The 14,406-nt window shown below is 70.0% G+C and carries 14 protein-coding genes; 8 read left to right on the top strand and 6 right to left on the bottom strand.

What is annotated here, in order from left to right; genetic code table 11:
- Positions 1-23: 23 nt before the first annotated feature.
- Together AB0J88_RS34070 and AB0J88_RS34065 are read right to left on the bottom strand one after the other, a co-directional pair.
- Entirely contained in the window at positions 24-371 is a 348-nt protein-coding gene (locus tag AB0J88_RS34070; protein WP_364349227.1) for a hypothetical protein, read from the bottom strand.
- Positions 372-443: 72 nt separating this feature from the next.
- Positions 444-872, bottom strand: coding sequence for a helix-turn-helix transcriptional regulator (locus tag AB0J88_RS34065; protein ID WP_364349230.1), 429 nt, complete (start codon positions 870-872; stop codon positions 444-446).
- Positions 873-999: 127 nt separating this feature from the next.
- On the opposite strand from AB0J88_RS34065, the gene AB0J88_RS34060 reads away from it, so the two are divergent.
- Entirely contained in the window at positions 1,000-3,183 is a 2,184-nt protein-coding gene (locus tag AB0J88_RS34060; RefSeq protein ID WP_364349233.1) for a hypothetical protein, read from the top strand.
- A complete protein-coding gene (locus AB0J88_RS34055; protein WP_364738122.1) occupies positions 3,098-3,757 on the top strand; it encodes a pyridoxamine 5'-phosphate oxidase family protein in 660 nt (219 codons plus the stop codon). Before AB0J88_RS34060 ends, AB0J88_RS34055 begins: the two co-directional genes overlap by 86 nt.
- Here AB0J88_RS34055 and AB0J88_RS34050 read toward each other — a convergent pair whose 3' ends face one another.
- The gene (locus AB0J88_RS34050; RefSeq protein WP_364349239.1) at positions 3,758-4,003 is read right to left on the bottom strand and encodes a DUF2630 family protein; all 246 of its coding nucleotides are present in this window, start codon (positions 4,001-4,003) and stop codon (positions 3,758-3,760) included.
- A 66-nt stretch (positions 4,004-4,069) separates the two neighbouring features.
- A complete protein-coding gene (locus AB0J88_RS34045) occupies positions 4,070-6,844 on the bottom strand; it encodes an aconitate hydratase (RefSeq protein WP_364349242.1) in 2,775 nt (924 codons plus the stop codon).
- 139 nt (positions 6,845-6,983) lie between these two features.
- On the opposite strand from AB0J88_RS34045, the gene AB0J88_RS34040 reads away from it, so the two are divergent.
- Both AB0J88_RS34040 and AB0J88_RS34035 read left to right on the top strand, forming a co-directional pair.
- Positions 6,984-7,340 (top strand): VOC family protein, encoded by a 357-nt coding sequence (locus AB0J88_RS34040; RefSeq protein ID WP_364349245.1) that lies wholly within the window; start codon positions 6,984-6,986, stop codon positions 7,338-7,340.
- 35 nt (positions 7,341-7,375) lie between these two features.
- Positions 7,376-7,864: a hypothetical protein gene (locus tag AB0J88_RS34035; protein WP_364349248.1), complete on the top strand. Its 489-nt coding sequence runs from the start codon at positions 7,376-7,378 to the stop codon at positions 7,862-7,864.
- On the opposite strand, the gene AB0J88_RS34030 is transcribed toward AB0J88_RS34035, so the two are convergent.
- On the bottom strand, positions 7,857-8,006 hold the full coding sequence (locus tag AB0J88_RS34030; protein WP_364349251.1) for a hypothetical protein: 150 nt from the start codon (positions 8,004-8,006) through the stop codon (positions 7,857-7,859). The genes AB0J88_RS34035 and AB0J88_RS34030 overlap by 8 nt on opposite strands.
- A 19-nt stretch (positions 8,007-8,025) precedes the next feature.
- On the opposite strand from AB0J88_RS34030, the gene AB0J88_RS34025 reads away from it, so the two are divergent.
- Positions 8,026-8,682: a hypothetical protein gene (locus tag AB0J88_RS34025; RefSeq protein WP_364349254.1), complete on the top strand. Its 657-nt coding sequence runs from the start codon at positions 8,026-8,028 to the stop codon at positions 8,680-8,682.
- Between the two features lie 10 nt (positions 8,683-8,692).
- On the top strand, positions 8,693-9,955 hold the full coding sequence (locus AB0J88_RS34020) for an alpha/beta fold hydrolase (RefSeq protein ID WP_364349257.1): 1,263 nt from the start codon (positions 8,693-8,695) through the stop codon (positions 9,953-9,955).
- A 54-nt stretch (positions 9,956-10,009) separates the two neighbouring features.
- Here the strand turns inward: AB0J88_RS34020 and AB0J88_RS34015 are convergent, their stop codons facing one another.
- Positions 10,010-11,224: a hypothetical protein gene (locus AB0J88_RS34015; RefSeq protein ID WP_364349260.1), complete on the bottom strand. Its 1,215-nt coding sequence runs from the start codon at positions 11,222-11,224 to the stop codon at positions 10,010-10,012.
- Between the two features lie 62 nt (positions 11,225-11,286).
- Between AB0J88_RS34015 and AB0J88_RS34010 the strand changes: the two genes are divergently transcribed.
- Positions 11,287-11,676 (top strand): hypothetical protein, encoded by a 390-nt coding sequence (locus AB0J88_RS34010; protein ID WP_364349263.1) that lies wholly within the window; start codon positions 11,287-11,289, stop codon positions 11,674-11,676.
- 25 nt (positions 11,677-11,701) lie between these two features.
- Entirely contained in the window at positions 11,702-14,311 is a 2,610-nt protein-coding gene (gene pulA / locus AB0J88_RS34005; RefSeq protein ID WP_364349266.1) for a pullulanase-type alpha-1,6-glucosidase, read from the top strand.
- Positions 14,312-14,406 lie beyond the last annotated feature (95 nt).

Genomic DNA, 14,406 nt, shown 5'->3' with positions numbered 1-14,406 from the left:
CCGAAACAGTAGCCGCCCGCGGGCTAGCGGGGCCGCGCGCTCCGCGGGAAGTGCGCCGCGCCCAAGAACAGCGCGAAGATGACCAGATTGAGGATCCAGCGTGGATCGTCGAGGTGCAGCTGGTCCAGGTGGTCCGCACGCTCGGCCGCGGTCAGGGGCGTGGTCGCGCGTTCCGTCTCGGCGAAGTCCAGCCGCCCGGACGTGAAGACCAGATAGGTCCAGACGCGGTGTACGAGGTACAGCGCGGCCGCCGCCACGACGAGGAGCCGGCGGATCCCGGGGCGCCAGCCGAGGACCAGCAGACCCGGCACGACGAGCAGCTCGGCGGGCACGTTCGCGGCGATCGCGACCGGGATGCTCGGCACGAACATGGCCACGAGCGTCTCACCGGTGAGCGGGCCGCGGACGTCTGCCGAACGGTGGTGTTAAGGGTTTAGCGAGGTTTATTCTCGCCGTCGAGCAGCCCGGGCCTTGACGGTCCCGGGCGCGAGATAGAGCGCGGCGGCGATCTCGCGGTTGGACCGCCCGGCCGCCAGCTGCGCGAGCACCTCCCGCTCGCGCGGACTGAGCGGCTCGACCGCGACGCGGGGCACGCCGGACGCAGCCACAGCGACGGGGATCGGTGCGCGGAGCGCCGGACCCGCGGTCGGGGCGCCCCGGAAGCTACGGCCGACCAGGACCGCGACGACAAGGATCGCCAGCCCGAACACGAGCATGGTCCACCACTGCTCGACGCCCCGCTCGACCAGCGCGAACGCGAGCCCGACCACCACCATCACCCAGACGAAACACCCGACGAGCGCCGCACCCAACGCGAGCCGATGACGAACCTGGGGAAGCCGCAGCACCGCGGCGACGGCGGAGGTCGACATCCCGGCAGCCTAACGGCTGGGCGTCGGCGCGGATGGCCGCTCGGGTCGGACTTCCGGACGCCTCTACGATTGCCCGACATCAACCGTTGCCCAAGGCTGAACGGATGGAGCGGACGGCACGCAGCTGATGACGCGTCAGTCAGCCTGGCGGATCGGGCTCGTCGTGACGGCCGCGTCGATGCTGGCGATCTCCCAGAACGTGGCCGCCGGTCAGCTTCCCGAGAGTTGGAAGCGATGGTTGTGGCTGGCCTGGCCGATCACGGTGGCACTGAGCGTCGTGGTCGTCCGCTCGGAGATCCGGCAGCGCCTGGCGTCCGCACCCATGCAGGAGGCGCGGTCGACGGACTCCGCGGTCGAGCGTCTGGCCCGGGTCGGGCACGACCAATGGACCGACGAGGCCGCCACTCGCGAGCTCACCAGGCCCGACCCCATCCGGACGCGTTGGCAACGGTTTCACGGCTCACTGGCCACGAGGCCGGCCACGACGCCTACCGGCTGCGGCGACACGCGATTTCCTGAGAACGGTCTGGTCGCGGACATCGGGTCCAGCTTCCTGAGGTCCGAACGCGGGCAGCTCGTGATCATCGGTGCCGCGGCCGCGGGCAAGACGGCCGCCGCCATCCTCGCGACGGTGGACATCCTGCGTACGCGGACCGAGCAGGCACCGGTCCCGGTGATCCTCTCGGTGGCCTCCTGGCGACCACAGTCGCCGGGCGACCGCCAGCTGTTCGACTGGGCAGCACGTCAACTGGTCTCGCAGTACCCGTTCCTGCAGGCCGGACGCGCCGACCCGGCCGGATTCGCGCGGGAGCTGATCAGATCAGGACGCATCCTGCTGGTGCTCGACGGCCTCGACGAGATGCCGACCGTGGCGCGGGCAGCCGCGATCGACGCCATCGACCGGCTCGACCCGCGGACGCGCTTGATACTCACCTGCCGGACGCGGGAGTACAGGGAAGCGGCCGGCGCGGGCGGACGCGTCATCTCGAACGCCGCCGTCGTGCAACTGCTTCCGGTCGAGCTCGCTGACGCGGAGCGGTTCCTGACGACGAATCCACAGACGAGCACGGAATGGCGACGCGTATTCGGGCGACTCGGAGAGCAGGAGAACAGCGCACTGGCTGAGGCGCTGCGGAACCCGATGCTCCTGGCGACCGCGAGAAGGGCGCAGATCGACCCGTCAGATCTCCTGCGACTCGAGAGCGTCGATGCGGTCCAACACCGTCTGCTGGACAGCCTCGTCACGACCGCCTACGCGGACGACGCGCTGGCGACCGGGCCCGGCCTATCTCGTCGCTGGGACCCCGTGCAGGCACGGAGGTGGCTCGGCAACGTCGCACGCCATCTCGAGTCCGAGGGAACGGAGGACATCGCCTGGTGGCGGCTGCATCGCATGGTCGGGGAGGAGGCGATAGTCAAAGTCTGCGCGGCCGGCGTCGCGACGGCCGTCGGAGTGGCTTTCGGTCTGATCAGCGGACTGAGCGCCGGCTTCGCACACGTGCTGCCGGACGACCTGTCGGCAAGTCCGGACGGCCTGACGGCGTCATCCGGTGGCCTGCTCGTGGGCCTTGGCCAAGGCCTTCTCGGCGCTGTGATCGCCGGGGGCATCGCCTTCGGCATCGTCGCCGGGCTCTGCCGGCCGCCTGCGGTTCCGGACAGGTTGAACCTGCGCCTGCGCGGACGGTGGTGGAGCCTCGTCAAGGAACTGCGTTGGGCCGGGCTGTTGTTCGCGGGAGCCGGACTCTGGGCGGCTTTCCCCGCGGTGCTGAGCGGGTCGACGGCGTCCACCGTGGCCATCACCGCCGGCGTGATCGGGTTCGGTGTCGCTGGCATCGGAGCCGCCGTCGGCCTGGTCCGCTGGTCTCGCGACCCGGCCGACGTCGATCGCGTCCCGACGCCACAGCGCCTTCTCCGCGACGACCGGAACGGATACGTCTTCCGCGTCCTGACCTGTGGCCTCCTGCTAGGTCTCTCGTATGGTCTCTGGGAAGGGCTTCGCGGTTCCATGAACGGCTACGGCACCCTGGTTCTCACGTTCGGCGATGCCACGATCTACGGGTTCCTCGGCGGCGCGCTGCGGGTCGGCCTGCTCGGTTTGGCGCTGGGCGCGATTCTCGGGCTCGGCGGAAAGCTCGGGTTGGGTGCCTCGGCGTGGTTTCTGTGCGTGCGCGCCCGCCTGGCGCTTTCCGGAGAGCTGCCCTGGCATCTCCTCGAGTTCCTGGAGGATGCCCGCGCGAAGGGCTTGCTCCGGCGCGCTGGTGGCGTCTATCAATTCAGGCACAACACCCTGCGCGGCCATCTCGCGCGATGACAGCCGGCGCCTTTGTCGAAATCCCGGCCCACCCGTACGACCAATGGGTATGAAGGACACCATGGCCTCGCCGAGAGTGACACGGAACCTTGATCGTTACGGCAATCCATCGTTGCCCTGGAGCCGTTGTCGGGATGCGCTTGTCGCTACCACGCCCACCGAAGACCTGACGTTCTTCGTCGCGACCGTGCGGCCCGACGGGCGTCCGCATTCGGCCGGTGTCGGGGCTGTGTGGGTGGACGACGTGCTCTACTTCGTCAGCGGTCCCGAAACGCGCAAGTCGCGCAACCTCGCCGAGAACCCCGCCTGCAGCCTGTCCGTCCGGCTGCCCGGCGTCGACCTGACCCTGGAGGGCTCGGCCGTTCGGGTCACCGACCAGCCGACCCTGCGCAGGCTCGCCGACGTGTACAACGCCGGTGGTTGGCCCGCGGACGTCGAGGGCGACGCGTTCACCGCGCCGTACAGCGCGCCCAGTGCCGGTCCGGCGCCGTGGCACCTGTACCGGCTCGCGTTGCGCCGTGCGGTCGGGGTGGCTACCGCCGAGCCGCACGGCGCGACCGCGTGGGAGTTCTGACTACTGGAGGTAGCCCTCGACCTCGGAGACCGGCTCCGCGTTGACGGCGTCCGGGTCGGCGCCTGCCGCCCGGGCGGCCCGACGCCGGCGGAGCAGATCCCAGCACTGGTCGAGGGACTCCTCGAGTTGGCGCAGCCGGGTGCGCTCGTCGTCCGAGGAGATCTGGCCGGATTGCACCTGAGTGCGGAGTTGGTGTTCCTCCTGGACCAGGTCGTTGATCCGGGTCAGCACGGTCTTGTCGTCCATGCATCGAGCCTTGCACAGCGAAGGGCCCCCTGTGCTCCAGGGGGCCCTTAGCAGTGACCAGGAAGATCAGCTCTCCAGCATCTTGCGCAACACGAACTGCAGGATGCCACCGTGCCGGTAGTAGTCGGCCTCGCCAGGCGTGTCGATGCGCACAACCGCGTCGAACGAGACGCCCGTGTCGGTCGTCACCGAGACCGTACGCGGGGTCGACCCGTCGTTGAGGGCCTCCACTCCCGTGAACGAGAAGGTCTCCGTGCCCGTCAGGCCCAGCGTCTCGGCCGTCTGGCCCGCCGGGTACTGGAGCGGGAGCACGCCCATGCCGATCAGGTTCGAACGGTGGATCCGCTCGTACGACTCGGCGATCACCGCGCGCACACCCAGCAGCATCGTGCCCTTGGCGGCCCAGTCGCGCGACGAGCCCGACCCGTACTCCTTGCCCGCCAGGATGACGAGAGGCACCGAAGCGGCGGCGTACGCCTCGGAAGCCTCGTAGATCGTGGTCTGGTCACCGGTCAGGTGGTTGACCGTGAAGCCACCCTCCACGCCCGGCACGAGCTGGTTGCGCAGCCGGATGTTGGCGAAGGTGCCGCGGATCATCACCTCGTGGTTGCCGCGCCGCGAGCCGTACGAGTTGAACTCGTGCCGCTGCACCCCGTGGTCCGCGAGATAGCGACCCGCCGGCGAGTCCGGCTTGATCGCACCGGCCGGCGAGATGTGGTCCGTCGTCACCGAGTCGCCGAGCTTGGCCAGCACCCGGGCACCCTGGATGTCCGAGACCGGCTGCGGCTCGCGGGCCATGCCCTCGAAGTAGGGAGGCTTCCGCACGTAGGTCGACGAGGCGTCCCACGCGAACGTGTCACCGCTCGGCGTCGGCAGGCTCTGCCACGCCTCGTCGCCGGCGAACACGTCGGCGTAGTCGCGCGTGAACATCTCGCTGGCGATCGCCCGCCCGATGACCTCTTCGATCTCGGCGGCCGACGGCCAGATGTCGCGCAGGTAGACCGGCTGCCCGTCGGAGCCCTGCCCGATCGGCTCGTTGACCAGGTCGATGTCCATCGTGCCGGCCAGCGCGTACGCGACCACCAGCGGCGGCGACGCCAGGTAGTTCATCTTGACGTCGGGGTTGATCCGGCCCTCGAAGTTGCGGTTGCCGGACAGCACCGAGACCACCGACAGGTCGTGCTCGGACACGGCCGCCGAGATCGTCTCGGGCAGCGGGCCCGAGTTGCCGATGCACGTCGTGCAGCCGTAGCCGACGAGGTGGAAACCGAGCTTCTCCAGGTACGGCGTAAGGCCCGCGCGCTCGTAGTAGTCCATGACGACCTTGGAGCCCGGCGCCAGCGTGGTCTTGACCCACGGCTTGCGGTTGAGGCCCTTGTCGACCGCGTTGCGGGCCAGCAGCGCCGCACCGATCATCACCTGCGGGTTGGACGTGTTCGTGCAGGAGGTGATCGCCGCGATCACGACCGCGCCGTGGTCGAGCTCGAACTCGGTGCCGTCGTCGCCGGTGACCCGGACCGGGTTCGACGTGCGTCCGTTGGCGCCCACGGCGGCCGACTCGTGGCTGCGCGGCTGGTCAGCGGGGTCGTCGTGGTCGTTGGCCGGCGGGTCGCTGGCCGGGAACGACTCCTCGGACGCCTCGTCGGCCGGCCCGGTCGGCGTGACGTAGTCGGTGAGCACCGAGCGGAACAGCGGCTTCGCGCTGCCCAGCGGCACGCGGTCCTGCGGGCGCTTCGGACCCGCCAGCGACGGCTCGATGGTGGCCAGATCGAGCTCCAGGCGCTCCGAGTACGCGGGCTCGCGCTCCGGGTCGTGCCAGAGGCCCTGCTCCTTGGCGTACGCCTCGACGAGCGCGACCTGCTGTGCGTCGCGACCGGTCAGCTCGAGGTAGGTGATCGTCTCTTCGTCGATCGGGAAGATCGCGATGGTCGACCCGTACTCCGGGCTCATGTTGCCGATCGTCGCCCGGTTGGCCAGCGGCACCGCGGAGACGCCCGGGCCGTAGAACTCGACGAACTTGCCGACGACGCCGTGCTGGCGCAGCATCTCGGTGATCGTGAGGACCAGGTCGGTCGCGGTGGTGCCGGCCGGCATCTCGCCCGAGAGCTTGAAGCCGACGACCCGCGGGATGAGCATGGAGACCGGCTGGCCGAGCATGGCGGCCTCGGCCTCGATGCCGCCCACGCCCCAGCCGACGACGCCCAGGCCGTTGACCATCGTGGTGTGCGAGTCGGTGCCGACGACCGTGTCCGGGTACGCCTGCCCGTTGCGCTCCATGATCGTACGAGCCAGGTATTCGATGTTGACCTGGTGCACGATGCCGGTGCCCGGCGGGACGACCTTGAACTCGTTGAACGCGGTCTGGCCCCAGCGGAGGAACTGGTAGCGCTCGCGGTTGCGCTGGTATTCCAATTCCACGTTGCGCGCGAACGCGTCCTCACGGCCGAACAGGTCGGCGATCACCGAGTGGTCGATGACCAGCTCGGCCGGGGCCAACGGGTTGACCTTGCTCGCGTCGCCGCCGAGGTCCCGCACCGCCTCGCGCATGGTGGCCAGGTCGACCACGCAGGGCACGCCGGTGAAGTCCTGCATCAGGACGCGGGCCGGCGTGAACTGGATCTCCACGCTCGGGTCGGCGTCCTGGTCCCAGCCCGCCAGCGCCCGGATGTGGTCGGCGGTGATGTTGGCACCGTCTTCGGTCCGGAGCAGGTTCTCCAGCAGGATCTTGAGGCTGTAGGGCAACCGCTCGTGCCCGTCGACCGTCGTGATCTTGAAAATTTCGTAGCTCGCGTCGTTGACGCGCAGCTGGCTCTTCGCACCGAAGGTGTCGAGGCTCGCCACGTCTTACTCCTTCTCCGCCTGTTTCGCATCAGTCTTTCGCAGCAGGCTGCGCTCGCCGGGCTTAGGTTCGGCTAACCGGACGCAAGTAAACCGTACGTCCGTCTTGTTTTGTGGTCAAGCCGGGGTCATGCTGTCCGGCATGATCCATCACGTGCAGATCGCGTGCCCCAGAGGCACCGAGGACGTTCTCCGTTCGTTCTACTCCGGTGTGCTTGGTCTCGCTGTGAAGCCGAAGCCGGACGCGCTGGCCAGTCGGGGTGGTTGCTGGTTCGTCGGCAACGGGATCGAGCTCCACCTGGGCGTCGAGGAGCCGTTCGCACCCGCCCGAAAAGCCCATCCGGGGCTGATCTGGCCGGATCTGGACGCGTTGGCGGCGCGTTTGGCTGCCGTTGGGCACGAGGTGACGTGGGCCAACGACGAGTTGCCGGGCTTCCGGCGGTTCCACTGCTTCGACCCGCACGGCAACCGGTTGGAGTTTCTCGAACCCACCGCGTGAACGGCGCGTGGCCGGGCGGTGCTAAGGTGCGGCGCGTGACCGACGTGCACCTTCAGCCGCAGCCCCGCATCGACGTCCTGGTGACGGACTTCGAGACCGACGAGCGGCGACTGCGCACCGACTACGCGGGCGTGGCCTACCTCGGCGACGAGCCCGACGAGGAGACCGGTCTGATGGGCGGCGCGTACGCCAAGCGCCCGGTCGACACCCGGCTCTTCCTGCCGGACACCCACTGGTACGACGCCGACCAGTTGGAGAGCGTCGAGGTGCAGGTGACGGCCGGCGTGCTGCAGGTCGCCCCGACCGAGCGCGGCACGCAGGGCCTGCTCGGCGGGCTGTCGGCCCCGGAGGTCGAGTTCTACGAGCACCCCGGCGACGACGAGGGCGTCGGCGTCTGCCTGTGGATCCGCGGCGAGATCCTGTCCAACGTCGCGCTGTCGTACCGCGTGACGCTCGTCTGTGACCCGAGCGCCGTGCAGCGCAAGGGCGGGGCGGAGCTCGAGGAGATGCCGGCGGTCAGCTGACCGCTTTCGCTTTCTCGCGCAGCTTCGCCTTGATCTCGTCGGGCGTGTAGTTCCGGCGCTTGCGCTCGGCCCGCGCCACCACGACCCCGGTAGCGGCCACTCCGACCAGCCCGGCAACGCCCAGCCACTTCCACCATCGCATTCCACATAGGGTAGAGGGCATGGCCATCACCCTTGACGCGGCGGTCGAGCTGACCCGCACCGGAGATGTGTGGCTGTTCCGCGGCAGCTCCGTGCCCGACCGCGCGATCCGCCTCGCCACCAACAGCCCGGTCAACCACGTCGGCATGTCGGTGGTCATCGAGGACCTGCCGGCGCTGATGTGGCACGCGGAGCTCGGGCGCTCGCTGCGCGACCACTGGACGGGCACGTTCCAGCGCGGAGTGCAGCTGCACGATCTGCGGGAGGCCGTCCTGGTCTGGGCGCGCCGCTACGGCCAGCGCGCGTGGTTGCGGCAACTCCAGACGCCGGTGTCTTCCGAGATGGAGAACGCGGTGCTGCGCACGATCGCCCGGCTCGACGGCACGCCGTTCCCGTCGACGGCCCGGCTGGCGTGGCGCTGGGCACGGGGCCGGGTGCCGGACCTGCGCACCGGGTTCTTCGCGGGCGACGCGCAGGCGGACGGGGCGCCACCGGACGCCCGGCTCGAGACCGCGTACTGCGCGGAGGTCGTCGCGGTGACGTACGAGGCGATGGGCCTGTTGCCGGCGGGCCGACGACCCAACTGGTACGACCCGGGCCGCTTCTGGAGCGGTGACGAGCTGGTGTTGGAGGGCGGCGGTCAACTCGGCGAAGAGATCGCCGTGGAGATCCCGTAGCTTGGTCTGGGTGACACGCATTCCCGGCCTGGTGCTGACCGACCACAGCTTCCCGGTGCCCCTGGACCATGCGGACCCATCCCGTGGCTCTCTCGAGGTGTTCGCCCGGGAGGTGGTGGCCACCGACCGGGCCGGCGACGACCTGCCGTGGTTGCTGTTCCTGCAGGGCGGCCCAGGCGCGAAGTCGCCGAGACCGTCGGGGCCGAACGAGAGCTGGCTGGGCCAGGCGTGCAAGACGCACCGGGTGCTGCTGCTGGACCAGCGCGGAACGGGGCGGAGCACCCCGATCAGCGGGCGTACGGTCGCGGGCCTTTCTGACCGTGCGCTCGCCGACCACGTCCGGCTCTTCCGCGCGGACAGCATCGTCCGGGATGCGGAGCTGATCCGCCGGTCGCTGCTCGGTGACCGGCAATGGGAGTCGCTCGGCCAGAGCTACGGCGGTTTCGTCACGCTGACCTATCTGAGCCTGGCACCGTCGGGTCTGCGGGCGTGTTACGTGACAGGCGGCCTGCCGGGCTTGACGGCGACGGCCGACGACGTGTACGCCCGGACCTACCCGCGAGTGGCGGCGAAGAACGCGGCGTACTACGCGCGCTATCCGGCGGACGTGGCCGCGGTGTCGCGAATCGCGGACCACCTGGCGTCGTCGCGGGTCCTGCTCCCGAACGGCGACCGCTTGACGGTGAACCGCTTCCGCGTGCTGGGAAACGCCTTCGGCATGGGCGACGGCTACGAGCGCCTGCACTGGCTGCTGGACGACGCGTGGCACGGCTCTTCGCTGTCGGACCTGTTCCTGCACGAGGTGATGACGCGGACGGGGTTCATCGACTCGCCGTTGTTCGCGCTGCAGGAATACTGCTACGGCCAGTCGGGGCGCCCGACCCGCTGGGCAGCCGAACGCGCGATCCAGACGCGCCCGGAGTTCGCGACGGACGCGACGCCGCTGCTGTTCACGGGCGAAATGATGTACCCGTGGATGTTCCAGGACATCGCTGCCTTGCGCCCGTTCGCGGGCGCCGCCGACCTGCTCGCGGAAGCAGACGACTGGCCGGACCTCTACGACCCGGGACGGCTGGCCTCCAACGAGATCCCGGTAGCGGCGGCCGTCTACTTCGACGACATGTACGTGGACGCTGAGCTGTCGCTGGCGACAGCGGCGGCGGTAGGCAACACCAGAGCCTGGGTAACGAACGAATACGAACACGACGGCGGAGCCGTCTCCCGCGGCAAGGTCCTGGCCCGCCTGATGGACATGGCCGCCGGCCGCATCTGACCCAGCCCTGTGCGGTGGGGAACTGGTGCCCTTCGCGCTGAGCGGACGCGTGACCTAAGACGCCTCGGCGGGCTCCGCGACCCAGGCCGAGAAGACCGGCAGGCCCAGCCAGGCCGAGCCTTCCGAGGTGTTCGGTTGCCAGCCGTCCTGCCACGGGCGGTCCGCTACCGCTACCACCGCGTACGGTCGGTCGAAGCGCACCTCGGCCGTCCTCCGCAGGCCGTCCTGAGGGATGGGGAAGCCCACCGCGACCGCCATCGACGACACCGCCGCCGCTTCGAAGCCCACCCGGCTGTAGCGGGCCATCGCTGACTGGGCCGCCTCATAACGACCACCCGGCGCACCCAGAGCCCGCTTCGCACCCTCGGCCGCGGCGGGAATTCCCAGCTCCGGACGGCTCAGGTCGTGCTTGCTCTCCGCCGACCAGGCCGGCAGCAGCACCCGGTGCACCTCTTCCCGGCCACCCGGCGCTGCCGTCTGGACCGGTTCCTCCGTCAGCGTCCACGCCGGACCCTCGCCCAGCGGCAGGTCGAACAGCGACCGCCGGTCCAGCGCTCCGCGCGTCGCGGCCGCCACCGCGACGTCGTAAGCCGCGGCCAAGACCGAGGTCGGCGAAGCATCCGACGGCCCGATCACCGACGTCACGCGCAGCCCTTCGGCCGCGTACCCCGTGTGCACCCCGACGTCCCCCAGCGAAGGCACCCGCACGATGAACGCCTCGTGGAAATGGTCGGGCATCTCCAGCACCTGAGAGACCGCGCCCCGCCATGGGCTCGACACGCCGAACCGGGACGACGGCGCCAGGGTGAACGGCTGGACCCACGAGACCTTCGTCGCCAGCGCCGTGGCCAGCAGCAGGATCGTGTCCGGCGTCAGCGTCACCGGCATCTTCTTGATCAGGCCGAGGGTGTGCTCGTCGGCCCACGCGTCGGCAACCGGCTGCGACGGCAGCGGACCCGTCGTGACCGGCGTCGGTAGCGCCTCCAACCACGTCGACATCGCGGGTGTCGGCGGCCCCGCCAGCCACAGCGCCGCCGCAGACAGGACCGCCGGGTGCGGGTCCGACAACAAACCGTCGGCCACCGAGCGCGCGCTCTCGAGATCGATGCCGAGCGCCTCTTCGAGCTCGGACGACCCGACCGGCGCGCACAGCGCCGCCAACAGCCACGCACCCAGCGGCGAGGCGACATGGTGTCCAGCGCCGGCGGCCCCGTGCAGCAAGGACGCGTACCGGGCCAGCGGAGCGCGCAGGTCGACCGCGGTCGTCATGACACCCACTCTGCCAGCCCCACCGGGTTTGCGCAGACACGCCGCCGGCAACTAGAACACCCGTGAACGCCAAGACCGACCTTGACGTCCTGTCCGACTTCTTCCATCGGTACGGGTCCGCGTTGACCGCGGGCGACGTCCCGGCGATCGCGGGCTGCTACGCGCTGCCCAGCAGCGTTGTCGCCGACGCGTACACGTTCACCTTCTCGTCGCCGGCCTCCGTGGCCCTGTCCTTCATCGGCGCGGCGCCCGACTACCAGGATCGGCAGCTCGTCGCCGCGCACGCGAAGATCGACGACGTGCAGCGGCTCAGTCAGGTGCTCTCGCTGGTCACTGTCGAGTGGGAGTTTCTCGACAGCGGTGGCCAGTGCGTGCCCGGCGAGCGCTACGTCTACCTGATCAGGACCACCGACGAACGGCCAGCCATCTGCACGGTCATCCACGCCTCCTGAGAGGCGTTGATGAGAGGATCCTCGGATGGATCTGACCCGGCAGCGGGCCCACTGGATCGATCGGTCCACGGTCGTCTGGCGTTTCGAAGGGCCCGTCGGCGACCGCCGTTGTGACCTGGTCTTCTCGCCGGACGCCGCGCTGGAGATCATCGACGGGGCGTTGACCGGGCCGCACGAGACGCTGCCGTTGCGGATCAAGCCGGCCGGGCTCAGCACCGCGCAACGCCAGAAGTGGCCGCATCTGGCCGACCATTCCGCCTTCACCGTCGAGGCCGACGAAGAGACGATCAAGTACGCCCTGCGCGGCCAGGTCGCCGTCACCGCGCGCGACGACGGTGGCTGGCTGCTGGTGGTCACCGGTGCCCAGCTCCCCGGCGTCCTGGACGATGTCTACGCGGACGCCGTACACGCCGATCTCGGTTGCCGTTTCCACGACGACGGCGGCGTGACGATCTCCGTCTGGGCACCGACCGCGCGAGAGGTCGCCCTCGAGTGGGCGGATGGCGAGACCCAGGCCATGTGGCGCGACGACCACACCGGCGTCTGGCGGGTCGACGGCGACTGGGGCTGGACCGGGCGGCGCTACCGGTTCCGGGTCGAGGTCTTCCACCCCGCGACCCAACGGATCGAGACGATGAGCGTCACCGACCCGTACTCGATCGCTCTGACCGCCAACTCCACCCACAGCGTCGTCGCCAACCTGCTCGACCCGCTGCTGATCCCGGCCGACTGGGCCGCGCTGCGCAAGCCGCCCGCCGTCGCTCCGGCCCGCGCCCAGGTGCACGAGGTCTCGGTCCGGGACTTCTCGATCTACGACCGGAGCGTGCCGGTGCAGCGGCGGGGCACGTTCGCCGCGTTCAGCACCCCGAACAGCGCCGGAATGCGGCATCTGCGCAAGCTGAGCGACGCCGGCGTGACCCATCTGCACCTTCTTCCGGCATTTGACTTCGCGACCGTGCCCGAGCGCCGCGAGGAACAAGCCACGCCGGAGGTCGATCTTGCCGCGCTTCCACCCGACTCGGCCGAACAGCAGGCGGAGATTGCCAAGATCAGGGACAGGGACGGCTACAACTGGGGGTACGACCCGCTGCACTACTCCGTACCCGAGGGCAGTTTTGCCACCGACCCGGACGGCCCGGGCCGGACCACCGAGTTCCGCGAGATGGTCGCCGCCCTCAACGGTGCGGGCCTGCGCGTCGTGATGGACGTCGTCTACAACCACACCGTCGCCGGCGGGGTCAACCCGCACGCGGTGCTCGACCGGATCGTGCCGGGCTACTACCACCGGCTGCTCGCCGACGGGCGGGTCGCGGACTCGACCTGCTGCGCCAACACCGCGCCCGAGCACGCGATGATGGGCAAGCTGGTGGTCGACTCGGTGGTGCGGTGGGCGGTCGACTACAAGGTCGACGGCTTCCGCTTCGACCTGATGGCCCACCACCCGAAGGCCAACCTGTTGGCCGTGCGCGAAGCCCTCGACCGGCTGACCCCACAGCGGGACGGGGTCGACGGCCGGGCGATCCTGATCTACGGCGAAGGTTGGGACTTCGGCGAGGTGGCCGGCAACCAGCGGTTCGTCCAGGCCAGCCAGCACCAGCTCGCCGGCACGGGCATCGGCACCTTCAACGACCGGCTGCGCGACGCGGTCCGCGGGGGACAGGCTTTCGAGACCAACCCCCGATCACAGGGGTACGCGACGGGCCTCTTTCTGGATTCCAACGAGGACGCGGTCAACGGGCCGCCGGAGCAGCAGCGGGCCATGTTGCGGCACCAACAGGACGTGATCAAGATCGGGCTGACCGGCAACCTGGCGTCCTACCGCTTCGTGGCGGCCAGCGGGGCGACCGTGTCCGGAGCGGACTACCTCTACAACGGCTCCCCGGCCGGCTACTGCGCGGCGCCGGGGGAGTGCGTGACCTATGTGGACGCACACGACAACGAGATCCTCTACGACACGCTGGCCTTCAAGCTCCCGGCCGGCACCGCGCCCATCGACCGTGCGCGGATGCAGCTGCTGGCCTTGTCGTTCACGGTGCTCGGCCAGGGCATGGGCTTCGTGGCGGCGGGCTCGGAACGACTGCGCTCGAAGTCCCTGGACCGCAACTCGTTCGACTCGGGCGACTGGTTCAACGCGATCCGCTGGGATCCGTCGGAGGGCAACGGCTTCGGCCTGGGCCTGCCGCCGTCATGGGACAACCAGGACAAGTGGCCCTTCGCCGCGCCCCTGCTGGCGGACGCCGCGCTGATCCCGCCGGCGGACGTGGTGGAGTGGACGGTCGAGCGCTACCTCGAACTGCTCCGCATCCGCCGCGACTCACCCCTGTTCGGGCTGGCGACGGCCGTCGAGGTCCAGGACCGCGTGTCGTTCCCACTGTCCGGCCCGGGCGAGACCCCGGGCGTGATCACCATGCGCCTGAGCGGCGTGGAAGAGCTCGTGGTCGTCTTCAACGCGGCACCGGCGACGGTCACGCAGAAGCTACCGGACCTCCGCGGCGGCGACTTCGCCCTGCACCCGCACCAACGAGCGGGCGACGACCCGGTCCTGGCCACCTCGGCCTTCGACCCGGCAACGGGCATCTTCACGGTGCCGGCCCGCTCGGTCTCGGTCTTCACCGGCTCGGCGCCTGGTCGGTAGGTGCCTCTTGCGGCGGTGGCTCGCGGGCTTCGCCGGCTCAGCACCCGGTCGGTAAGTGCCTCTCACTGCCGTAGCCGTCGGTCGCGGTCTTCGCC

The organism is Asanoa sp. NPDC049475 (assembly GCF_040676915.1).
Taxonomy (GTDB): Bacteria; Actinomycetota; Actinomycetes; order Mycobacteriales; family Micromonosporaceae; genus Asanoa.
Note: the sequence above shows the minus strand (reverse complement) of the source record. Positions and strands in the feature narration are given on the sequence as shown.